Source organism: Acinetobacter sp. ANC 3882, assembly GCF_022549545.1.
Taxonomy (GTDB): Bacteria; Pseudomonadota; Gammaproteobacteria; order Pseudomonadales; family Moraxellaceae; genus Acinetobacter.
In genome coordinates this window covers 1-23,394 of sequence record NZ_JAKZGB010000002.1, presented here as the reverse complement: position 1 = coordinate 23,394, position 23,394 = coordinate 1, and the positions used below count along the sequence as shown (strand labels likewise).

Below are 23,394 nucleotides of genomic sequence, written 5' to 3'. Positions count from 1 at the left end.
ATTTTCAATCTTTCGCACCTTTATTCACAAAATAATTACGATAGTTGTGTTGTTTTCTTAACCTTAAACCATGCCGCATACAGTGCAGGCAGGAAAAATAAGGTCAATAAGGTGGCAACAATCAAACCGCCCATAATCGCAACAGCCATCGGACCAAAGAAAATACTGCGCGATAAAGGAATCATCGCTAACACCGCAGCCAATGCCGTCAACACAATTGGACGGAAACGACGCATAGTTGCACCAATCACCGCATCCCATGGCGCATGCCCAGCCTGAATATCTTGCTCAATCTGATCAATCAGAATCAGCGAGTTACGCATAATCATCCCAGACAATGCAATCGTACCGAGCATCGCGACGAAACCGAAAGGCTTGTTGAACAACAATAGGAACGCAACCACACCAATCAAACCCAGTGGTGCTGTCAGCAACACAATGGTTGCCCGCGACATGCTACGCAGCTGAATCATTAACAAAGTCATCACCACCGCCAAGAACAATGGCATACCCGCATTAACCGAATTTTGCCCCTTAGCCGACTCTTCAACCGTACCCCCCACTTCCAGTAGATAACCACTTGGCAGATCTGCACGTAAGCTCTGCATCTGATCAGCCAACTGTTGCACTACGGTTGCAGGTTGTAAGTGGGTGCGGATATCAGCACGAACGGTAATGGTTGGCAGGCGATTACGATGCCAAATTAAACCTTCTTCAAAACGGGATTCAATGTTGGCAATTTGCGCCAACGGGACTGTTGTGCCTTTGCTGGTCGGTACTGCCAAGCTTGCCAAAGATGCCACTTCAACGCGTTCAGATTTATCACCACGTAAGCGGATTTCGATCAATTCACGTTTTTCACGATATTGATTCATCACCGCACCCGTCACCGATGCATTGAGGAAATTGGCGAGATCAACACTGGAAACGCCCATTTGACGTGCACGATCCTGATCAATTTCAATCGCAATGATTTTGCTTGGCTCGCCCCAATCCAAATGCACGTTGGTGGTATTTGGATCTTCGCTCAGAACTTTGGCAACTTTTTGCGCCCATTGACGTACGGTTCCAAGGTCTTCACCCGACACACGATACTGCAATGGATAACCGACTGGTGGGCCATTTTCCAGTAACGACACCCGTGTTCTTACTTGAGGCAATAACTGTTTAATCTGCTTGTCCAAAGAGCGACGGATTTCATCACGATCATCTAAAGACGAAGCCAACACGACAAATTGAGCAAAACTGGCTTGTGGTAATTGCTGATCTAACGGTAAGTAGAAACGCGGTGAACCTGTTCCCACATAGGCCACATAGTTATCAATCCCCTTTTGCTTGGACAGGAACTGCTCCACCTTATGTACCGCTTGTTCTGTAGCGGTCAGTGATGCCCCCTCTTCAAGTTTTAAATCCACCAAAATTTCAGCACGGTTCGATGGCGGGAAGAATTGTTGCGGCACCAATTTAAACATCGCGACCGACAGCACAAAGATCCCGACCGTCACTGCAATCACGGTTTTACGGTAGGTAATACAAATTTCAACCACCCGACCAAAGGACTGATAGAACTTGGATTGATATGGATCGTGATGCTGCCCATGTGCTTGCACCACAGGGGCAGGCTGCTTACGCAGTCGTGCCCATAAACGGAGATACCATGCTGCCTGCTGATTCTGTTTAGTAAAATCGGGTAATAGCTTTTCACCTAAATAAGGGACAAACAAAACTGCCGCAATCCATGACACCATCAGGGCAATGGTCACCACTTGGAAAATAGAACGGGTGTATTCACCTGTACCCGATTGGGCTGTCGCAATCGGCAAAAAGCCTGCTGCGGTAATCAGCGTTCCCGTCAACATCGGAAAAGCGGTAGTTTGCCATGCAAAGCCAGCCGCTTTGAGCCTGCTATAACCCTGCTCCATTTTAATCGCCATCATTTCAACAGCGATAATGGCATCATCCACCAGCAACCCGAGGGCCAGAATTAATGCCCCCAAGGAAATCTTATGTAGCCCCACATCAAATAGATTCATGCCTGCAAAGGTCATGGCCAATACCAGTGGAATAGACAATGCCACCACCAGACCAGTACGGAAACCCAGTGAGAAGAAGCTCACCAATAAAACAATAATGACTGCTTCTGCAAGAACCTTTAAAAACTCTTGAATACTGCGTTGTACCGCGACAGGCTGATCAGACACCTTTTGCAATTTCATACCCAAAGGTAAGGTTTTTTGTAGACGATTGAATTCGGTTTCAAGGTTTTTACCCAATGCAATGATGTCACCGCCTTTACGCATCGAAACGGAAATACCAATACCGTTTTCGCCCATAAAACGCATACGTGGCTGAGCAGGTTCACTAAAGCCCCGATAGACTTCAGCAACATCACCGAGCTGAATGGTTTTATCCCCTACCAATAACGGCATTTTTTTCAGGTCATCAACACTATGTAAGTGCCCACTCACTCGGATTTGAATACGATCGGTACCCGTTTCAAAGAAACCAGCGCCCGCCATGTCATTTTGTTTTTGAATGGCTTCCTGAATCGCAGTGACAGGCACACCCAGCTGTACTGCTTTGGTATTGGACAGTTCAATCCAGATTTTCTGATCTTGCAGACCTACCAGATTGACCTTGTTGACATCTTTGACCCGTTGCAATTGCAGTTGTAAACGGTCGGCATATTCTTTCATTACCGCATAGTCAAAGTCTTTGCCTGTCAGTACATAAATATTACCGAAGGTGTCACCAAACTCATCATTGAAAAAAGGCCCTTGTACACCACTCGGCAATTGCGAGCGGATATCATTGACCTTCTTGCGTACGTTATACCAAACGTCAGGAATAGCACTGGATGGCAAACTGTCTTTGGCCACAAAGGTCACCAAAGACTCCCCTGGTCGTGAATAGGCCATGATGCGGTCGTACTGCCCCGTGGTCATCAATTCTTTTTCAATTCGATCCGTGACCAAGGTCGACACTTCTTTGGCAGTTGCGCCTGGCCAATAGGTCTGTACCACCATCACTTTAAAAGTAAACGGCGGATCTTCACTTTGTGAAAGTTTGGAATAAGACATGATGCCGACGATGCCGAGCAACAGCATAAAATAAAGGATAATCCCCTTATTCTTGAGTGCCCATTCTGAAAGGTTAAATTTCATGTTTAACCTCCCGCTTTTACGGTGACTTCACGATTATCACGATCAACTGGATGAATTTTTTGCTGGTCACGCAGTAAATGAACGCCACCGACCACAACCCAATCCGTTGCTTTTAATCCAGACACCACAGGCACACTATCTCGCCCATAAGTTCCTAAAGTAACAGGCACTTTGCGTATACTTTGATTGGCATTAACCACCCAAACATAAGCTTGTTGATCATTGGCAGTGACACTGGAGAGCGGTACGCTCAACACGTTATTTTCATTTGCGACAAAGAACACCCGTGCGCTTTGTCCTAACTGAATACTGGATTGCCCTTCAAGCAAAGAGACTTTTACCGTGAAAGTGCGCGACTGATCTGCTGCGGGTGAAACCTCACGTACTTTCGCCGCAAACCGTGCATCTGGCTGTGACCATAAAGTGACCCATACAGGTTGCCCGACCTTGATCGTACTGACCGCCTGTTCAGGTACACCAAAGACCACTTCACGTTCACCATCAATCGCCAATTGATAAACTGCTTGCCCTGCTGCAATGACCTGTCCAATCTCGATTTGACGTTGAGTAATCACACCATTTTTATTGGAAACCAACTGGTTATAACCCGTTTGGTTAGACGACACTTCATAGTTTGAACGTGCTTGTTGCAGGCTTGCCTGCGCCGATTCATATTGATTTTTGACTGCATCAAATTGCGAACGGCTCACTGCATTGACAGGTAAAAGTTGCTGATAACGCTGATATTCTTCAGCAGCAATCTTTGCGGCAGCCTGCGCACTGTCTAATTGGGCTTTGGCTGCATTCATCTGCAATTGTGCATCTTTTACATCTAATTTCGCCAGCACTTGTCCCACTTTGACCCGATCACCAACATCGACATAACGTTCAGTAATCTGTCCCCCGACACGGAAGGCCAAAGCAGTTTGCTGTCTCGCCTGCACATCACCGGCATAGCTTTTTTGATCAACATGATTGCTACTCGGTTGTGTCACCATGACATAGGGAATTTCCTCAGTCTTGGGCACCTCTTTTTGACATGCGCTGAGGAGTACACTACTGACAATGAGTAACCCCAATATGATACGATTAATCTGATTCATCTCTTTGCGCTCTTATTCAAATTGATTTTTAAGGCGTGATATGAGCATTATCATAGATTGTTTATTTTTTAATTAATATACCCATGAGTACACTAATTAAAAATTAAACCTAGAAATTTGATTTTTAAATCAATTAAAAGAGAACGATAACGTGCAAATCAGTAGTGGCCGTCCTAAAGATTTAGAAAAAAGAGCCAAGATTTTACAGGCCGCAAAATCTATTTTTTTAAAAATGGGCTATCACGCCACCAGTATGAACCAGATTGCCAAAGATGCAGGGGTCACCAAACTCACGGTGTATAACCACTTCCAAGATAAAGGCAATCTATTTATCTGTGCCATCGAAGAAAGTTGTGAAGAATCGATTCGGACCAAACAGTTTGAACTGACCGCTGAATCCAATTTTGAACAGGCACTGAGCTTAATGTGTCAACGTGCTTTAGGGATTATTTATCTACCTGAAGCCTTGAAACTGGACTGTTTGCTGTTTGAATTGGCAGCTGAACAAAGCCCTTTGGCCAAACAGTTTTTTGATGCCTCACATACCCGTATGTGTCATGTCTGGTGTGATTTTTTTGAGCAAGCTATCGCATTTAAATTTATTCAAGCCGATGAGCCGCTCAAGCAAACTGAACTCATTATTTCCTTGATGTTGGGGATTCGTCATCAACAGGTACTACTGGGTTTAGCACCTGTGCCAACCCCGACTGAAATCGATCAGATGATTCAACACGCCATCGAGATTTTTTTGCTTAAATATCAAGCTAAAACTTAGAGAAAATTCACATTTTTTTACGTTCTGCTCTTGGATTGTCTCTCAATCGCGCTATAGTCGAATGAGAACAACAGGAGAATTAGAATGATTCAGCAAATCACTGCTCCATTACGTGAAGATGTCCGCTTACTGGGCAATTTACTTGGAGAGACCTTAAAGCAACATGCTGGGCAAGATTTGTTTAATCAGATTGAGCAAATTCGCGCATTAGCCAAAGGCGCACGTGACGGCCAGATTGAAGCTGAAAAACAGCTAGAACAACTTTTCCTCGGTTTGAAAGACGAAGAGATTCTGCCACTGACTCGCGCATTCTCACATTTTCTCAACTTCGCCAATATTGCTGAACAATATCATGTGGTTCGTAGCCGTCGTCAGGCCGAATTTGATGAACAGGCGCCTAGTCCAAATCCTATGCCACATTTATTTGAAAAATTTAAAAGCCAACAGATCAATACACAGCAACTGTTTCAGCAGATCTGTGATTTAAAAATTGAACTGGTACTGACTGCACATCCGACTGAAGTCAGCCGTCGTACCTTGATTCAAAAATATGATGATATTACCGACTGTCTCTCACAGCTGGATCAACAGAAACTCACGCCTAGAGAACGTCAACAGACCATTGCTACCCTTAAGCAATTGGTCAGTTCAGCATGGCAAACCGATGAGATCCGTCAGCATCGCCCGACTCCAGTGGATGAAGCCAAATGGGGCTTTGCAACGATTGAGCAATCGCTTTGGAATGCTGTGCCTAAGTTCATACGTGAATTGAATGAACTGACGCAGCAACATTGTGAGCAAACCTTACCCTTAAGTATTGCTCCGATTCGTTTTGCCTCATGGATGGGCGGTGACCGTGACGGCAACCCGAATGTGACCCATCAAGTGACCCAAGAAGTGCTGTGGTTATCCCGTTGGCAGGCAGCAGATTTGTATCTGCGTGATATTGAAAATTTACGTTGGGAATTGTCAATTCAAAGCTGTTCGGAAGAACTGACCCAAGCTTTAGGTTATGAACATCCAGAACCGTATCGTGAATATTTACGTGAGACTCGCGAACGTCTTAAAGCGACACGCTCATGGCTGGCACACCGTCTGCAAGGAACTGAAGCCGATGACAGCAATATCATCAGAAACAAAGATGAACTGTTAGCGCCTTTACTACTTTGCTATCGCTCATTGATTGATAGCAATCTGGCGGAGATTGCCAATGGACAATTGCTCGATTTCATTTATCGAGTCAACTGTTTTGGTATTGAGCTGCTCAAACTCGATATTCGCCAAGAATCAGGTCGTCATCGCCAAGCGATTTCAGCCATTACTGAATATCTGGGTCTAGGCAATTTTGAATCGTGGACTGAACAAGCACGTCAAAATTTCCTGATTCAGGAACTCCAAAGCAAGCGTCCACTATTACCGAAGTTTTTTAATGAGCCTGAAGGCAGCTTGATTCAGCATCCAGATGTACTTGAAGTGTTTGCCACCATGCGTACATTGGCGGAACAACCGACTGAGAGTTTAGGTGCCTATATTATTTCGATGGCAGAATATCCAAGTGATGTGCTTGCGGTGCTGTTGCTACAAAAGGAAGCAGGGATTCAGCATCCGCTTCGCGTGGTCCCATTATTTGAAACATTAAAGGATCTGGACGGCGCAGCCAAAACCATGAACACCTTGTTCAATATGCATTGGTACAAACAGCATATTCAGGGTAAACATGAGGTGATGATTGGTTATTCCGACTCCGCCAAAGATGCAGGCTTTATGTCAGCCAACTGGGCCCAATATCGTGCTCAGGAAGAGTTGACTGCCATCGCGCAAAAGCATGATGTGCAATTGACCTTGTTCCATGGTCGTGGCGGTTCAATCAGCCGCGGTGGCGCGCCAACGCAACAAGCACTGTTCTCGCAGCCACCAGGTTCAATCTCAGGTGCGATCCGTGTCACTGAACAAGGTGAGATGATTCGCTTCAAATTTGGTTTAGAAGGCATTGCGCTGCAAAATCTGGAAATCTATACCGCAGCGACCTTAGAAGCGACCTTGCTCCCACCGCCTGAACCGAAAAAAGAATGGTGTGACCTGATGACTCAAATGACTGATTTATCAGTTAAAGTCTATCGTCAAACCGTACGCGAAAATCCGAACTTTGTCAGTTACCTGCGTACGGTTACACCTGAACTGGAATTGCAAATGTTGCCACTTGGTTCCCGTCCAGCCAAACGCAAAGTCAGTGGTGGTATTGAATCACTGCGCGCCATTCCGTGGGTGTTTGCATGGACCCAGATCCGTTTGATGCTGCCTGCTTGGTTAGGTACAGGTACGGCGATTAATCAGGTGCATGAACAGCATAAAAACACCTTGAATGAGATGCTGGAACAATGGCCTTATTTCCAGACGCTGATTGATATGCTGGAAATGGTGTTGTCTAAATCTGATGCCGATATTGCCCTGTATTATGAATCGCATTTGACTCAAGATCAGGACTTAAAGATTCTAGGTGTTGAGCTACGCCAACGTCTACAAAATGCAGTGGATACCCTGCTCCGTTTGAAAGGCGAATCGAAACTGCTGAGCAACAATGAGGTCTTGGATCAATCCATGCAAGTACGCAAACCTTACTTATTGCCATTGCATTTATTGCAAGCAGAGTTGATGAAACGTCGTCGTCTGTATTTACAGGAACACCAAACCGAACACAGTCCTGTCGATCATGCCTTGATGGTCAGTATCGCAGGGATTGCTGCGGGTCTACGCAACACGGGTTAACTCAAAAGTCAGCCTTGCCATCAATAGAAATCACAGCGATTGATGGCGAGATTGGCAAAATATGCCATCAGAATTTAAAAAAGAGAAAAAAATCAAAAAATATTTTGAAAATAAGAGAGTTAACTTTTCAAACCATCAGCACGAAAATAAATAATAAAACCGCTAGCTTATTTTGAAACAAATTTTACCAAAAGGTAAAAATACAAACTCGCCATGCCTGTTCTGGCAATATTCTCAATGGCTTATAGGTGAAAGCTCGTTTTAAGACAGGGTATCATACGCGCTGATATCACATAATGAGTCTAATTTATGTCAAGTTGGTTTCCAAAATGGCAGCCGTATCAGGGGAAGATCGATCATCGCCCTGTTGCGACAAATGAATATTTACCGCCCTTACAAAGTGCGGTACTCGGGGTTCAACACGCATTTGCAATGTTTGGTGCAACAGTTCTTGCGCCATTATTGATGGGCTTTAGTCCTAACCTTGCCATCTTAATGTCAGGGATCTGTACCATCATTTTCTTCCTGATCACGGGTGGACGTGTACCGAGTTACTTAGGCTCAAGTTTTGCCTTTATCGGTGTGGTTGCTGCAGCGACAGGCCATATCACTGGCTCAGGTGCCAACCCCAACCTTTCTGTTGCCTTAGGCGGTATCGTGGCCTGCGGTATTTTTTATGCCTTGATCGGTTTTGCGGTCATGCTCACTGGCACACGTTGGATCGAAAAACTGATGCCACCGGTGGTCACAGGCGCGATCGTAATGATCATTGGGCTTAACCTTGCACCTGTCACCATCAAAGGCGTTGCAGGACAGCCTTTTGAAATGTGGATGGCACTCATGACCGTACTCAGTATGGGGATCATTGCAGTGTTTACCAAAGGCCTATTACAACGTTTATTGCTACTGGTTGGCCTGCTGATCGCCTATGCGATTTATGCCATTGCAACCAATGTTTTAGGCTATGGCAAACCGATCGATTTCTCCCAAATCGCAGCAGCGCCATGGTTCGGTATTCCAAGCTTTTCACATCCAACTTTTGATTTAAATGCGATTCTGATCATTGCGCCAGTCGCACTGATTTTAGTGGCAGAGAATCTGGGTCATATCAAAGCAGTGGGTGCAATGACTGGTGAAAATCTTACGCCGCAATTGGGCAAAGCTTTTGTTGCCGATGGTTTGGCCACAACTTTATCGGGTAGTGTTGGCGCGCCTGGCATGACCACCTATGGTGAAAACATTGGTGTGATGGCAGTGACCCGTGTTTATTCCACAATTGTGTTTGTGATCGCGGGTGTCTTTGCGATTTTCTTGGGTCTGTCTCCTAAATTTGGCGCAGTGATTAGTACTATCCCGACAGCAGTCCTTACAGGTGCTTCGATCGTGGTATTTGGCTTAATTACCATTGCAGGTGCGAAGATCTGGATCGAAAACAAAGTCGATTTCTCAAATAATAAAAATCTCATCATCGCCTCTGTCACCATTATTTTAGGGGCAGGTAACTTTGAATTACTGTTTGGTAACTTCAATTTAGGTGGTATTGGTACCGCCACTTTTGCTGCGATTTTCCTCAATCTGTTGTTTAGTTTAAAAGATAAAAATTAGAAGATTGAAGGCAGCTGAGGCTGCCTTTTTTTGCACCACAATAATACCCTATCTTTATTTAGCACCTTTTTAGTATGATGGCTTTTTTATATTTCAATACGTTGCCATCATGCGTTTTGATTTTTTTGATTTACAATTATTTCTGCATATCGTCAGCACTGGTAGTCTCACCAAAGGTGCCGAACGTTCTGCAATTTCGTTGCAAGCGGCCAGTGAACGGATTAAAAAACTCGAACACTACTTCGATACCGCCTTATTTATTCGACAGACCTCTGGGGTCGAGCTCACGACGGCGGGACATGCTTTGGCTGAACATGCACAGCGTTTGATTGGGCAAAAAAATCAACTCGAACATGAGATGCAACGCTTTCGGCAACAACCGCCCGAATCATTAACCTTGTGGTGTAACTCTTCTGCACAAAGTGAATATCTGCCACCGCTGTTACCACAATTTCTAATGCGCCATGCAGAAATGAATATCGACCTACATGAAGCAGAAAGTTCTGAAATCGTCGCGGCACTGAGCAAAGGCATTGCCAAACTCGGATTGGTTTCCAGTTTTTTTGATACTCAACATTTACAGACGCAGCAATTTGCCAGCGATCCTCTGGTACTGATCTGCCCTGCTGTTCATGCCTTAGCTCAGCATACGTCGTTAAATCTGGTCGAGGCACTGAGTTTTGGTTTTATTGGATTGATGCCGCATCATTCTTTGCAGCAATCGATTGAAACCCAAGCCAAATTGCTCGGCTTTAATATCCAATACCGTTTGCGCTTACCTAATTTTGCTGCGATTGCAGAGGTGGTCGCCAAAGGCGTTGGTATCGCCATTATGCCTGCCCGCGCTGCACAACGTTTACAACCCGATTATCATTTCCACATGGTTCAATTATTAGGTGCGTGGGCCAATCGCAAGCTGCTATTGGCAACACAAGATTTCAGTCAACTACCCGAAAATTATCAGCAATTTTCTGAGTTTCTGTTACAGCATCGTCCTTAGTTCACAGCAAGATTAATGCGATAGCATATATCCGCCTAACGCCACCAAGCCGATAAAAAATAAACGGCGGAAACGTTGTTCATTCAGTTGATAGCGAATTTTTTTACCCAACCACATCCCAACCAAAGCTGCCACCAAGGCCACAACCGACAGACGATAATCCAGTGTGATTCCCTGCATCGGGTTATGGTGTAGAAATACGGCCAAGCAAATGGTGGACACGGTAAAGGTCAATCCTAAAGCCTGAACCAGCTCATCACGTTTCAGATGCAAAGACTGCAAATAAGGTACGACTGGAATGATGACCACACCTGTTGCGACAGTCACCGCACCACCGATATACCCCACCAAAGGGGATAACCAACGTTCATGCGCTGCCAAATGAGGTAGATTTTTGACACATAGACCATACAGGCCATAGAGCACCAACATGCTGCCCAATAAAATTTCACTGGTCTTGCCATGACTTTGGCTTAAAGTCGGTAAGAAACTCCAGATCGAACCTATCACAATCCCCAGCAGCAACGACCAGAAACGACGGACAAAGGTCCAAACCCGACCTTCTGCAAACAACTGCCAAATATTGGTAATCATCGAAGGAACAATAAGTAGGGATGCTGCCTGAAACGGACTCATGGCAATCGTGAGCAACCCCATCGAGACCGCAGGTAAACCCAAGCCGATCATGCCTTTAATCATGCCAGCAAAGACAAATACCATCACAATGATTGCTAAAAAAGTCACGCCCGAATCTCCGATATTGCGTCGGAGTTATGCTACGAAAAAAATGGACGCTTGCCCTATTCTTATTTTTAGGAGTAGGCCTCAGGCAGAGCTTGAGGCTGTTTTATATTTATCTTCCAAAACATTACTAATAATGCTTTCAATCATCCAGACTCGATACAGGCTATTAAACACATAGCTCTGCCCATCAATACGTAATTCTAGTACTGGAAAATCTGGCTGATGCTTTTGCTGACACAATTCATCATTCTGTTTCAGCAAAATTTCAACATCTTGTTCGGTGATGCTTTCAATCTCTAAGCGTTTTTGCATGCGTTGGAAATGCGCTTTAAATGACAAGTCTTTGCCACGCGTCCACACCCCTTCAAAAATCTGATGAATACAATCCACCTGTTGTTCTTCTGGCACACTATAAAACAGTCGTGCCATTTCATAGGTTGCTTCTTTGGTTGGGCGACAGAATGGCGTAAATGCCACTTGAGTACGCTTGGAGACACGAGTCGCAAGACTCCAGTCAAACCAGTCGCGCCCGTGATAACTCAGAGGATAGACCTTCAACTGGATATTATAATAATTGGCCAACTCTTCTTTGATATAGGCCAATAACAACCAGCTCATTGGGTCTTCAAGCGCAATATACAGATCCAATTCAGGATGCAAAGCTTGGACTTCTGCCAAAGCTTCACCATCGTTAATCAAATGCTCACGCCATTCGATATGATTGATCAGGAAAATTGGATTTCCTGTCAGTAATTTTTGTTGTTTCAAACGGCGAGTCAGACGCAATAGATCATCGACCGCTTGGTATTTACGCTCACCAAATTCAAAATAACTGGCCGCAACAGGTACATCTTTAAAAATACGTTCAGGGTAATCTTGAGGGCTTTGATGCTGACTTGCCATTGCGTATAAGGTACGCAATTTTCCATATTGTTGCTGCCATAGCATATGGAACACATCTTCAAGCAAATGTAAGAAGTTTTGTTCTCGTAACGGGGTATTTCGAAGAATGGTTTCAGCTTGTTGTAATGCTTCTGCGCTGGGGATTTCTGGGGTGTCATCGAAGCCAAAACGGTGTTGTTTGGCCAGAATTTTGGCATCATTTAGACAATAGCTTTGCCAATCCTGCTTGGACATCTCGTTCGGAGGTTCAGCGTCTTGCCTTGAAATAATCACTTTTAAAGGTTTCAACTCATCACTCAAAATTTCATTGAGCTGATCCAGTTGTTGTACCGCAAGATAGCTATAAACATCGTCCAGACGCAGGTAAATACTCAAACCCTGTTCCGTGGGTAACACCGCCTGACGCGAAGGTTTCTGATAGAACCAACTCGATCGAATGGGGTCAAACCAACGACGTAACAAAGACATGTCGATAGCCTCTAATGGTCATAAATTTATAAATGGAAAAGTTTTTTCAAACTTGTGCTCTAACAAGTGAGCCAATAAGTGTATTCAGTATCTTATAAAATGAGAAAAAAGTCCCCCTTAATTGAAAGAGGGACTAAATGGGATTACAAAACTCGTACTGCACCTTTGGCTGCGCTGGTCGAATGCATTGCGTAAATCTTCAATGACTTAGACACTTTACGTTTACGCTCTTCGGCAGGATGCCAGCCTTTTGCTTCCTGAACAGTACGGCGATGAGCCATCGTTGCATCATCTACATTCAAATGAATGGTACGGTTTGGAATATCAATTTCAATGGTATCGCCATCTTCAACCAAGCCAATCGCACCACCTTCTGCTGCTTCTGGAGACACATGACCGATCGACAAACCTGATGAACCGCCCGAGAAACGACCATCGGTAATCAAGGCACAGTCTTTACCTAAACCTTTTGATTTGAGGTAACTGGTTGGATACAACATTTCCTGCATCCCTGGTCCACCACGTGGCCCTTCGTAGCGAATCACCACAATATCGCCTGCAACAATTTTATGATCCAAAATCGCTTCTACCGCGGCATCTTGGCTTTCAAAAACGCGTGCTGTACCCGTAAATTTAAGAATTGACTCATCCACACCCGCTGTTTTTACGATACAGCCATCTAATGCGATGTTACCGTAGAGAACCGCCAAACCACCGTCTTTAGAGAAAGCATGTTCAGCATTACGAATCACACCATTTTCACGGTCACCATCTAAAGTTGAATAATAACGGTTTTGCGAGAACGCCACTTGCGTTGGAATGCCACCCGGCGATGAACGATAGAATTCATAAACATCCGCATCTTCAGTACGGATAATATCCCACTTGTCTAATGCATCTTTTAGGGTTGGTTCATGTACTGTCGGGCATGAGGTCTTTAATAGCTGTGCACGATCAAGTTCACCCAAGATTGCCATGATGCCACCCGCACGGTGTACATCTTCCATGTGCACGTCTTGTTTTGCTGGTGCAACTTTTGACAATACAGGCACTTGGCGAGACAAACGGTCGATATCATCCATGGTGAAATCAACTTCTGCTTCATGTGCAGCTGCGAGTAAATGCAACACCGTATTGGTAGAGCCACCCATTGCAATATCAAGCGTCATGGCATTTTCAAACGCATCTTTAGTTGCGATTGAACGTGGCAAGATGCTGTCATCATTTTGTTCATAATAGCGTTTCGCCAATTCCACAACCAAACGACCTGCTCTTAGGAACAGTTTTTCACGATTGGCATGCGTCGCAACGATTGAACCATTACCCGGTAAAGATAAACCTAGGGCTTCAGTTAAACAGTTCATTGAGTTTGCCGTGAACATCCCTGAACATGAACCACAGGTTGGACATGCTGAACGTTCAAATGCAGCAACTTCTTCATCGGTATAGCTTTCGTCTGCTGCGACCACCATGGCATCAACAAGGTCAATCGCCTTCTCATCACCACGGAATTTGACTTTACCTGCTTCCATCGGACCGCCAGACACGAAAACCACTGGGATGTTCAGGCGCATCGCTGCCATCAACATTCCCGGAGTGATCTTGTCACAGTTCGAGATACATACCATTGCATCAGCACAGTGTGCATTGACCATGTATTCTACAGAATCGGCAATCAAATCACGTGATGGCAGTGAATACAGCATCCCGTCATGACCCATGGCAATGCCGTCATCTACGGCAATGGTATTAAATTCTTTCGCGACACCACCAGAAGCTTCAATTTCTCTCGCAACAAGTTGACCTAAATCTTTAAGATGCACGTGACCTGGAACAAATTGGGTAAATGAGTTGACCACCGCAATAATTGGCTTGCCAAAATCTTCATCTTTCATACCAGTCGCACGCCATAAACCGCGTGCGCCAGCCATATTTCTTCCATGTGTTGATGTTTTCGAACGATAATCAGGCATTTTGTATTCCCAACAAGTGTGTGCTCGAGAAAAATAGGACTTTCTCTCTGGCGAAATGATACTGAGCTCTTTGCATCATACTACAAGTTATCGTTTAACAGATGACCAACAGGCCTATCTTTTTTTGCTCAAAAGCAATTCATGCCCTGAATTAGGGGCTCGTCGCTTTTTCGCTTATAATTTGAGATAAGTTTTATTTGGATTCCATTTGTGAAAATCATTTTTGCTGGTACGCCTGAATTTGCGGCAACCGCATTGGCGGCATTATTAAAAACATCCCACCAGATCATTGCGGTTTATACCCAACCTGACCGTAAATCAGGGCGTGGGCAAAAATTAACGCCATCTCCTGTTAAACAATTAGCACTCGAACACGGTTTACCTGTTTATCAACCTTTGAATTTTAAAGCGTCTACGGAAGACGGCTTGGCAGCGCGACAAGAACTTGCCGCACTAGGCGCAGATGTGATGGTGGTCGCAGCTTATGGCTTGATTTTACCGCAAGCTGTTTTAGATACACCGAAATACGGTTGTTTAAATATTCATGGTTCATTGCTACCACGCTGGCGTGGTGCTGCCCCAATTCAACGTGCTATTGCCACAGGCGATGCTGAAACAGGCATTACCATTATGCAAATGGCGGCAGGTTTAGATACGGGCGATATGATGTATAAAACTTATTGCCCAATTACTGCGGAAGATACCTCTGCCAGCTTGCATGACAAATTGGCTGCTCAAGGTGCAGAAGCGATTTGTGCTGTGCTTGAATCAGAACAAAGCTTGCAAAGCTTCATCGAGAAACGTGAAGTGCAAGATGAAGCACTCACCGTCTATGCACACAAATTGGTGAAAGCAGAAGCACGGATTGATTGGAGTATGAATGCGATTCAAATTGATCGTAATATTCGTGCTTTTAATCCTTGGCCCGTGGCATTTATCCAGCTGGATGAAAATAATGCCTTGCGTGTATGGGGGTCTGCACTTTCACAGCATAGTAAAATCGATGCACAAGCTGGTGAGATCCTTGCCATTGATAAACAAGGCGTTCACGTTGCCTGTGGCGACACTACCGCAGTGTGCTTAACTAGCTTGCAATGGCCAGGTGCTAAAGCCCTCAATCCAGTTCAAATTGCCCAAACCCAGAAATTACATATTGGACAAATTCTCCCATGAGCCAATCGAATCAATCATCTGCAAAAAATTTGAATCTTCGTGCCCAAGTGGTCAAAACACTTTTGGCGGTTCAAAATGGGCAATCTTTGACTTCCGTTTTGAATCAACATATCAATATTGTTGCTGAGCGTGACCGTGGTTTATATCACGAGCTTACGTTAGGTTGTTTGCGCCAATGGTATTCGTTAAAAGCCATTACCTTACCATTGCTCACAAAACCATTAGACAATGAAGCACTAGAAAGTTGCTTATATCTGGGTTTATATCAAATTTTATGTACGCGTATTCCTGTACATGCTGCGATTTCAGAAACTGTAAATGCGGCTAAGCAACTCGGTTTCGAGCCAATGAGTGGTTTGGTCAATGCGATTCTGCGTCGTGTTTCACGTGAAACAGCTGAATTTGAAACAGCGTTGAATAATACGCATGGTTTACCAAGTTGGTTATTCAAACGCCTCAAAAAAGATTGGCCTGAGCAAGCAGAGTCTCTATGTCAAGCCTTAAAACAAGTCGCGCCACTGACCCTGCGCGTCAATGAACGTCAAGTCAGTCGTAACGAATATTTAGAGATTTTGGACGAAGAGCAAATTGATGCTCGTCCTTGCATGCTTTCAGATGTTGGTATTGTTTTGGAGCAAACGGGCAATATTACCCATTTACCAGGTTTCGAAGAAGGTGGCTTTTCTGTTCAGGATGAACATGCACAACTGTGCGCGATGCTTTTACCCAACTTAGATGACCAAGTGGTTGTCGATGCATGTGCTGCACCAGGGGGTAAAACTGCACATATTCTTGAGCGCTTTAACCCGAAAAAACTGATTGCACTCGATCATGATGCAAAACGTTTATTACGTGTTTCTGAAAATTTAGAACGTCTTGCCCTAGATCAACCTAATGTTGAGATTATTACCGCAGATGCCACTACTTGGCAGGCACAGGAACTAATTGATTGTATCGTGTTGGATGCGCCTTGTTCTGCAACAGGTGTGATTCGTCGCCATCCTGATATTCGTCTGCTCAGACAATCAACAGATATCGCGCAGACTGTGGCCTTACAACAACAGATTTTGCAGCAGATGTGGCAACAACTTAAAGTCGGTGGCACTTTACTGTATATCACCTGCTCGATTCTCAAAGCTGAAAATGAGCAGCAAATGGCGGCATTCTTTGCAGAACATGCTGATGCAGAAGAAATCAAAATCAATGCAGATTGGGGTATTGAACAGACTTATGGTCGTCAATTATTACCTTCTGCTCAATCTGGTGATGGTTTCTATTATTGCCGAATTAAAAAATTGGCTTAATCAAAATAAAAAAGCAGGCTTTGAAGCCTGCTTTTTTATTCATTCAATTTAGAGCGTATGCTGATCTTTGACTTCTTCCAGAACATCATCGAGTTCTTCTGGATGTTTGGATAAGTGCAGAATAGACAATGCTAATCCGCCCCATAAAAACACCATTGAAATCACCATCATTACGATTGCTGAAGTATTCATATTTGTTCTCCTAGCGATCTTTGATTCGGCTGAGTACAATTGCAACGACTGCACAGAAAATCACGCTACCCCATCCAAAGATGCCTTGTAAGCTCATGCTATAACTATCGTAACCGTTTTTCACCAAGTTAAATACGGTCATGCTTAAGGTGGTTAACAAGATCAACGAGGTGATCACCGTCAAAGTGAAATCCCACCCTTTGCCCAATTGAATGGTCGAAATACGGTTGACGTGATCACGCAGTTCACGCAAAGCAGAACGTTTAAACCAAGCAATACTGATAATCGAGATCAATGCACCACCAATAATACCGATGTTATTGATGAAGTGATCGACGATATCTACCAGTTTAATCGCATTCACACTTGAGAATAAGATAACTGAAACAAGCGCACTACCACCACCAATAATGGTTACAGCTTTGGTACGGCCCCATTTCAACTTGTCCTGCATTGCCGCAATCGGCACTTCCAAGATACTGACCATGGAAGAGATACCTGCAACAAACAACGAAGAGAAGAATAAGAAACCAAATAAATCTGCACCCGCACCTAAACTTGAAATGATTTTAGGGAATGCGATGAATGCCAGACCAATACCACCACTCACAACATCGTGTACTTCTTTACCTGCCGCATGTGCCATAAAGCCCAACGCAGCAAAAATACCAATACCTGCCAAAATCTCGGTTGAAGCATTGGCAAAACCAACAATCAAGCCTGAACCCGTTAAGTTGGTTTTTGGTTTTAAGTAAGAGGCATACGTCACCATGATCCCGAAGCCAACAGACAACGAGAAGAAAGTATGACCATACGCAGCTAACCAAACTTTATAGTTCATCATGGCTGACCAGTTCGGGGTAAAGAATGCATTTAAGCCTTCTACCGCACCTGGTAAACGTAATGATTGAATAACAAGAACCGTAAACAAGACAAATAACAACGGCATGAAAATCTTATTGGATAATTCAACGCCCTTCTTAACCCCACCATACAAAATAATTAAGGTGAGTGCCCAAATCCCAACGATTGGCCAGAACAAATGACTCACAAACTGTAGATCGAAACCAGTCGCTTTCGAGGTTTGCAAATACGTATTGAAGAAGAAGCTTTCTGGGTCACTGCCCCATGCCTGACCAATTGAGAAGTAGACATAGCTACCCGCCCAAGTCAGTACGCTCGCATAGTACAAGCCGATGATGATACACACACAGACTTGCCACCAACCGAGGGTCTCACCGCCTTTAAATAGCGCACGATATGCCTTTGGAGGTGAATTACGCGCACGATGTCCTGTTGCATAATCTAAAAATAAAAGAGGTAAACCAGCAGTAATCAATGCCAGTAAATAAGGGATAAGAAATGCCCCACCGCCATTTTCATAAGCAACATAAGGAAAACGCCAAATGTTACCTAAACCTACAGCTGAACCAACAGCTGCAATAATAAAACCAGATCGTGATGTCCAGTTTTCACGAGAATCTGCCATAAAACACCTAAGTATGTATTGCTGGCATTCCATGCTGCGTTAGGTTTTTATTATCCAACAGACATGAAAAGTGCCATAAAAAATCTTGTTTTGTTTGCATGAAAGTTCAACCTTGTGGGTCTCCGTTTGCATGAACAAACAAAGCAAAAACCAAACCATCTTCCTTAAAGATTGGGCTTTGTTTTTCTGCTTTTAATAGCCGAACAATACCTGTTTTTATTCATTTTTACTGTAAATTCTGAAAGAAAAAGTCATCTTTTTTGAACAACTGATTATTTTTCAACAGACTGTAATTTTGACCTTGCAGTCAACTTATAAAAATCAAGTACATAAAACAATCAAGCGAAGCTAAAACTTCGCTTGGGCCACAATCTTTTTTATTGTTTGATGGCTAATAATCTTTCCTCTTGCATATCCCGAATCGCAGAATGAATCCCTTCGCGGCCTAGGCCAGAATCCTTCACACCACCATAGGGCATATTATCGACACGGAACGTCGGGACATCGTTAATAATCACGCCTCCAACATGTAAATGATCCCATGCATACAGCATTTTATTGAGATTTTGCGTATACACACCTGCCTGCAAACCAAAACGACTTTGGTTAATGGTGGCAATGCCCTCCTCGAACGCTTTAAACTTTTCTAAAATTGCAACGGGACCAAAAGCTTCGTCCTTATACACTTCAAGTTTGGCATCTACATTCTCCAGTAAAGTTGGCTCAAATAGGACACCTTGTAAACTTCCTCCTATCAGTACTTTTGCTCCTTTCTTCTCAGCTTTATCCACCCATTTTTTCAGGCGAACAGCTTCAGCTTCCTTAATCATCGGCCCAACCACAGTGCTGCTTAAGCTTGGGTCATCTGCCTTGATTTTTTTCAATTTTGCGATGAGTTTCTTTTTCAGATCAGCATAGATATCGGCATGTGCTAAAATCCGCTGCACACTGATACATACTTGCCCCGCATGACCATAAGCCGCAGCAATTAAACGATCAATTAAAGCATCATCAATTACGGTATCCCCATCAATCAACACTGCGGCATTGCCACCAAGTTCCAAAGTCACTTTCTTGCGACCCGCACGCGCTTTCATGTCCCAACCGACCTGATCCGACCCCGTAAAGCTCAATAATTTAAAGCGATCATCCGTCACCAGAATATCTGCTGCTTGGCGATCACACGGCAATACTGACCATGAACCTTTAGGTAACTCTGTTTCCGCCAAAACCTGAGCAATCATCAATGCACTGATCGGGGTCAAACTTGCAGGTTTCAACACAAATGGACAACCTGCTGCAATCGCAGGGGCAATCTTATGAGCGACCAGATTTAAAGGGAAATTAAACGGGCTGATTAAAGAAATCGCACCAATTGGCACCTGTTTGACCATGCCACGGAACCGTGCGGCAGCAGGCGTGACAGCTAAAGGCAGCATGCGACCGTCATCGAGCTGCGTGACTGCATCTGCGGCCAATTGAAAGGTATTAATTAAGCGTTCTACTTCGGCACTCGCTGCACCACGAGGCTTGCCCCCTTCGGCAATCAGAATTTCAGTGAGTTGCTCACGTAATTCATTAAAGCGTTTTACACAATGCAGCAAGATTTGCTGCTTTTGAAAAGGCTTGAGTGCTGCCATTTCCGTTTCTGCTTTTACCGAAGCCGAAATCGCTTTTTCAAGCACTTTAGCATCAGCCAATGCCACCCGTGCGTACACGGTATTTCGATACTTATCATGCACTTCTAACCATTGCCCCGTGGTCACAGCCTTTCCTGCCACATACAGCGGATAATCCAGCACGCTTGGTGTATCTGTCATTATTATCGATTCCTTTATAAAAATTTAAAATTAGACTACTGCATATTTCCCAAGATCACTATATGATTCGCCCATTCACTGATGAATTCACAACAATTCATTACGGTTTTCGATATTTATTAGGACAATGCAATGAAAATATTAAAAATATCAATGCTTGCTTTAGGGACAAGCTTTTGTGGCGTCGCACAAGCGGATTTGATTGGTGTAAAAGGTGATCTCAGCTATTGGAATTACAATGGTGAAGCCAATATGGCTGCGCAAACATCAGCGCCAGATCAAGACCTTGATCGCAAAGGTTCTGCACAAGTTTCACTGGCATTTGAACACCCAATTCCACTGATTCCAAATGCAAAAATTCGTTATGTGAATTTAAAATCACAAACTGACAATGAAGTCGCAGGTCAGCCTGTGTATGACCTCAACATCGACCATACCGATTTCATTTTATATTATGAAATCTTGGATACCATCGTAAATGCAGATGTCGGTCTAGGCGCAACCAATCTCAATGGTGATGTAAAAACACTGGGCCTAAGCAAAACCGACATCGATAAAACAGTCCCTGTGATCTACGGCTCTGCTGGTGTGAAACTGCCATTCACCGGCCTAAGTGCTAAAGCAGAGTTGTTATATAGCAACTTTAATGATGCCAAAATCACCGATGCTCAAGCCGAATTACAATACAACTTTATTGATAATCTTTTGGTCGATGTCGGCTTAAAAGCAGGCTACCGCATCTTAGATATCAAATTAGATGATTACGAAAAAAATGACCTTAAATTTAACTTTAAAGGCCCTTATATCGGTTTAGATATTCATTTCTAAAACCAGAATTAAACAGAAACGGAATCAATAGATTCCGTTTTTTTATAGCTAATCGGTCCCCACGCTCTATTGCTGTACGCCAAAGCCTACAAAGATCGCAGTAATTGACGAATATCCGAATGCAAACTTTTCACCTATCATACAAATCATAGAGAGACAGGAAGTCTCATTGAGAATAATAAAACACACAGGACGTGGTCGTTAATAGGATATCAACGACATAAACTGAATATGAAGAAGCCCCGTCAGGATGATGGGGCTTCTTTTTATCTATCATTTTTATGCGTGATTTAAAGACTTTTAAGATATGCAACTACTTCGTCATGATTCGCCATTTCAGCAAGCTGTAGGGCCGTATATTCGCCTTTATAAGCCACGTTTGCACCTTTACCCACAAGTAACTTCACCACAGCTAAATGATCATTCTCTGCAGCAGCCTGTAATGCACTATAACCGTCATCATCGGTCTGATTTGGATCTGTACCCTCTGCCAATAATTGCTCTACTTGTTCCACATCACCAAGAGATGCCCAATACACCAGCTCAGGAAGATGCAGTTCGTCATCATCTTCAAGGAGTGGAGAGAAAGAATTGAGTTTCATAAGGTATGACTCAGTTTTTAGTATCAACCACAATTAAAACTTAAATTTAGTGATGCATCTATATTAAATTTGATGCTAACTCAATATCAGTTTTATATATGATGTGGTTCCATTTCAAAATCAACAACTTCTGACAGATAAGAGAAACCCTCCTCTCCTTTATAAACCTTTTCACAGTCTTCTGATTTTGCAGTAGCTATTAAATATTTATCTCTTAACTTAGTATTGTACTTAACTACTAAAATATCTGATCTAGTAGCTATCCAAAGCTGATAAACAAATTGCACAGCATGAATGGCTCTCTCGAAAGAATTCTCATCGGTTACATCATAAAACTCTGCATATGCTTTATTAATCTCTACCTTTAGATCAATTACTTCAAAACCCTGAGATGCTGCGCCAACACAAAACTGAAATTGCTTATCGGCATCTTTCCTTTTAAAAACCGTTACAATGAGATATCAATGAGTCAGCACTATCTAAGAAGAATATTGTTTGAGACGTCCTAATTGCTGAATACAAAGTAAAAATAGATCTTGCTATTTCCATTAATTCTTCTCTTTTCAGTTTAATAATATGCTGATTCTTCGCTCCATATCTGCAATTAATTGAAAAGTTATCCGTATCTATAGAGAAGTGTTGAGCAATATTTCTCCACTGATTTAGGGGAACCATCCATGGGCTTAATGTAAAAATATCAGAATTTCCAAATTTTTCAGATAGTTTACTAATAACATTACCTAAGCTTAAAGATGAAACTTCTGAATAAGAACTACTTTCACCATTTGCACAAAGTGTAATGTGCAGCAGTTCTTTTAAGTAAATTTGAAGTGTGCCTTCGATCAACCCACCAATATTCCTAAATAATTCATAAGCATATTCATCAATTGGCAAATCATCTTTAGAATGCTCAAATTTAATAGAGCTCCAATAAAAAGTCAGCGCCTTACCAATATCTGCTTCCCATTTTGAGCACACTTCAGCGCATATATTTTTATCATTAGCTAAAAGGCTTCTACGAGCCTCCATACTTTTATCATATAATTGAGAAGACCAATCATTAGCTCGTACCTTGGTAACATTTATTGTTTCTACTGCCAATAAATCAATCCCATATCTTACAAGGATTTCTGGGTTATCAAACTCAGGCTCGAGGGTTGTTAAAATATGAGCTTTAATCTCCTCTTTTGAATACCCAGCCTCAAAAGCTTGTAATAATGGACTAAAAGCTCTTACCCCTCTCAGCAGCCTATTATTTCTATTTTCCAAATTAGTCACCTCATTTATAAAGTTATATCAAGATAAAATAATACAAAAACTTATAAATAATATTTTTTATTCCATTATAAACGTCTTAGTTTGACGCTTTTCTTATTTATAAAAATTGCTCCAATAAAAAACACCCCCTCTGCGTTAGCGGAGGGGGTGTTAGTATTTAAAAGCTGGCGATGACTTACTCTCACATGGCAAGTGCCACACTACCAT

The 23,394-nt window shown here is 43.2% G+C and carries 17 protein-coding genes; 7 read left to right on the top strand and 10 right to left on the bottom strand.

The window, feature by feature from the left end:
- Nucleotides 1–35 precede the first annotated feature (35 nt).
- The gene (locus tag MMO42_RS05220; protein ID WP_241319609.1) at nt 36–3,164 is read right to left on the bottom strand and encodes an efflux RND transporter permease subunit; all 3,129 of its coding nucleotides are present in this window, start codon (nt 3,162–3,164) and stop codon (nt 36–38) included.
- A gap of 2 nt (nt 3,165–3,166) precedes the next feature.
- Nucleotides 3,167–4,267, bottom strand: a complete 1,101-nt coding sequence (locus MMO42_RS05215; RefSeq protein WP_241319608.1) for an efflux RND transporter periplasmic adaptor subunit — start codon at nt 4,265–4,267, stop codon at nt 3,167–3,169.
- Nucleotides 4,268–4,418: 151 nt separating this feature from the next.
- On the opposite strand from MMO42_RS05215, the gene MMO42_RS05210 reads away from it, so the two are divergent.
- From MMO42_RS05210 to MMO42_RS05195, 4 genes are all read left to right on the top strand, one after another.
- The gene (locus MMO42_RS05210; RefSeq protein WP_005297742.1) at nt 4,419–5,042 is read left to right on the top strand and encodes a TetR/AcrR family transcriptional regulator; all 624 of its coding nucleotides are present in this window, start codon (nt 4,419–4,421) and stop codon (nt 5,040–5,042) included.
- 84 nt (nt 5,043–5,126) lie between these two features.
- The gene (ppc, locus tag MMO42_RS05205) at nt 5,127–7,808 is read left to right on the top strand and encodes a phosphoenolpyruvate carboxylase (RefSeq protein ID WP_241319607.1); all 2,682 of its coding nucleotides are present in this window, start codon (nt 5,127–5,129) and stop codon (nt 7,806–7,808) included.
- A gap of 309 nt (nt 7,809–8,117) precedes the next feature.
- Nucleotides 8,118–9,413 carry a solute carrier family 23 protein gene (locus MMO42_RS05200; protein WP_241319606.1) on the top strand — a complete coding sequence of 432 codons (1,296 nt, stop codon included), beginning with the start codon at nt 8,118–8,120 and terminating at the stop codon, nt 9,411–9,413.
- Nucleotides 9,414–9,522: 109 nt separating this feature from the next.
- Nucleotides 9,523–10,413 carry a LysR family transcriptional regulator gene (locus MMO42_RS05195; RefSeq protein WP_241319605.1) on the top strand — a complete coding sequence of 297 codons (891 nt, stop codon included), beginning with the start codon at nt 9,523–9,525 and terminating at the stop codon, nt 10,411–10,413.
- A gap of 12 nt (nt 10,414–10,425) precedes the next feature.
- Here MMO42_RS05195 and MMO42_RS05190 read toward each other — a convergent pair whose 3' ends face one another.
- The 3 genes from MMO42_RS05190 to ilvD all read right to left on the bottom strand — a co-directional run bounded on the left by MMO42_RS05190 (nt 10,426) and on the right by ilvD (nt 14,501).
- The gene (locus MMO42_RS05190; RefSeq protein WP_241319604.1) at nt 10,426–11,157 is read right to left on the bottom strand and encodes a sulfite exporter TauE/SafE family protein; all 732 of its coding nucleotides are present in this window, start codon (nt 11,155–11,157) and stop codon (nt 10,426–10,428) included.
- An 81-nt stretch (nt 11,158–11,238) separates the two neighbouring features.
- The gene (locus MMO42_RS05185) at nt 11,239–12,528 is read right to left on the bottom strand and encodes a hypothetical protein (protein WP_241319603.1); all 1,290 of its coding nucleotides are present in this window, start codon (nt 12,526–12,528) and stop codon (nt 11,239–11,241) included.
- A gap of 143 nt (nt 12,529–12,671) precedes the next feature.
- Nucleotides 12,672–14,501, bottom strand: a complete 1,830-nt coding sequence (gene ilvD, locus MMO42_RS05180; RefSeq protein WP_241319602.1) for a dihydroxy-acid dehydratase — start codon at nt 14,499–14,501, stop codon at nt 12,672–12,674.
- A gap of 210 nt (nt 14,502–14,711) precedes the next feature.
- Between ilvD and fmt the strand changes: the two genes are divergently transcribed.
- Both fmt and rsmB read left to right on the top strand, forming a co-directional pair.
- The gene (fmt, locus tag MMO42_RS05175; protein WP_241319601.1) at nt 14,712–15,674 is read left to right on the top strand and encodes a methionyl-tRNA formyltransferase; all 963 of its coding nucleotides are present in this window, start codon (nt 14,712–14,714) and stop codon (nt 15,672–15,674) included.
- A complete protein-coding gene (gene rsmB, locus MMO42_RS05170) occupies nt 15,671–16,978 on the top strand; it encodes a 16S rRNA (cytosine(967)-C(5))-methyltransferase RsmB (RefSeq protein WP_241319600.1) in 1,308 nt (435 codons plus the stop codon). The genes fmt and rsmB overlap by 4 nt, the downstream gene beginning before the upstream one ends.
- 48 nt (nt 16,979–17,026) lie before the next feature.
- Here the strand turns inward: rsmB and MMO42_RS05165 are convergent, their stop codons facing one another.
- The 3 genes from MMO42_RS05165 to MMO42_RS05155 all read right to left on the bottom strand — a co-directional run bounded on the left by MMO42_RS05165 (nt 17,027) and on the right by MMO42_RS05155 (nt 20,479).
- Entirely contained in the window at nt 17,027–17,170 is a 144-nt protein-coding gene (locus MMO42_RS05165) for a methionine/alanine import family NSS transporter small subunit (protein ID WP_003654330.1), read from the bottom strand.
- 10 nt (nt 17,171–17,180) lie between these two features.
- A complete protein-coding gene (locus tag MMO42_RS05160) occupies nt 17,181–18,659 on the bottom strand; it encodes a sodium-dependent transporter (protein ID WP_005201740.1) in 1,479 nt (492 codons plus the stop codon).
- Between the two features lie 377 nt (nt 18,660–19,036).
- Entirely contained in the window at nt 19,037–20,479 is a 1,443-nt protein-coding gene (locus MMO42_RS05155; protein WP_241319599.1) for an aldehyde dehydrogenase family protein, read from the bottom strand.
- A gap of 132 nt (nt 20,480–20,611) precedes the next feature.
- On the opposite strand from MMO42_RS05155, the gene MMO42_RS05150 reads away from it, so the two are divergent.
- Nucleotides 20,612–21,307, top strand: a complete 696-nt coding sequence (locus tag MMO42_RS05150) for a TIGR04219 family outer membrane beta-barrel protein (RefSeq protein ID WP_241319598.1) — start codon at nt 20,612–20,614, stop codon at nt 21,305–21,307.
- Nucleotides 21,308–21,597: 290 nt separating this feature from the next.
- On the opposite strand, the gene MMO42_RS05145 is transcribed toward MMO42_RS05150, so the two are convergent.
- Together MMO42_RS05145 and MMO42_RS05140 are read right to left on the bottom strand one after the other, a co-directional pair.
- Complete coding sequence (locus MMO42_RS05145) at nt 21,598–21,909, bottom strand: ankyrin repeat domain-containing protein (protein ID WP_241319597.1); 312 nt, start codon at nt 21,907–21,909, stop codon at nt 21,598–21,600.
- 438 nt (nt 21,910–22,347) lie between these two features.
- On the bottom strand, nt 22,348–23,178 hold the full coding sequence (locus tag MMO42_RS05140; RefSeq protein ID WP_241319596.1) for a hypothetical protein: 831 nt from the start codon (nt 23,176–23,178) through the stop codon (nt 22,348–22,350).
- Between the last annotated feature and the right edge of the window lie 216 nt (nt 23,179–23,394).

Excerpts from the sequence above, each read along its gene's own strand:
- ppc (WP_241319607.1), top strand. The coding sequence starts at position 5,127 with ATGATTCAGCAAATCACTGCTCCATTACGTGAAGATGTCCGCTTACTG.
- MMO42_RS05185 (WP_241319603.1), bottom strand. The coding sequence starts at position 12,528 with ATGTCTTTGTTACGTCGTTGGTTTGACCCCATTCGATCGAGTTGGTTC.
- MMO42_RS05160 (WP_005201740.1), bottom strand. The coding sequence starts at position 18,659 with ATGGCAGATTCTCGTGAAAACTGGACATCACGATCTGGTTTTATTATT.
- MMO42_RS05195 (WP_241319605.1), top strand. The coding sequence starts at position 9,523 with ATGCGTTTTGATTTTTTTGATTTACAATTATTTCTGCATATCGTCAGC.
- MMO42_RS05150 (WP_241319598.1), top strand. The coding sequence starts at position 20,612 with ATGAAAATATTAAAAATATCAATGCTTGCTTTAGGGACAAGCTTTTGT.
- MMO42_RS05200 (WP_241319606.1), top strand. The coding sequence starts at position 8,118 with ATGTCAAGTTGGTTTCCAAAATGGCAGCCGTATCAGGGGAAGATCGAT.
- rsmB (WP_241319600.1), top strand. The coding sequence starts at position 15,671 with ATGAGCCAATCGAATCAATCATCTGCAAAAAATTTGAATCTTCGTGCC.
- MMO42_RS05145 (WP_241319597.1), bottom strand. The coding sequence starts at position 21,909 with ATGAAACTCAATTCTTTCTCTCCACTCCTTGAAGATGATGACGAACTG.
- ilvD (WP_241319602.1), bottom strand. The coding sequence starts at position 14,501 with ATGCCTGATTATCGTTCGAAAACATCAACACATGGAAGAAATATGGCT.
- MMO42_RS05155 (WP_241319599.1), bottom strand. The coding sequence starts at position 20,479 with ATGACAGATACACCAAGCGTGCTGGATTATCCGCTGTATGTGGCAGGA.
- MMO42_RS05165 (WP_003654330.1), bottom strand. The coding sequence starts at position 17,170 with ATGAATACTTCAGCAATCGTAATGATGGTGATTTCAATGGTGTTTTTA.
- MMO42_RS05220 (WP_241319609.1), bottom strand. The coding sequence starts at position 3,164 with ATGAAATTTAACCTTTCAGAATGGGCACTCAAGAATAAGGGGATTATC.
- MMO42_RS05215 (WP_241319608.1), bottom strand. The coding sequence starts at position 4,267 with ATGAATCAGATTAATCGTATCATATTGGGGTTACTCATTGTCAGTAGT.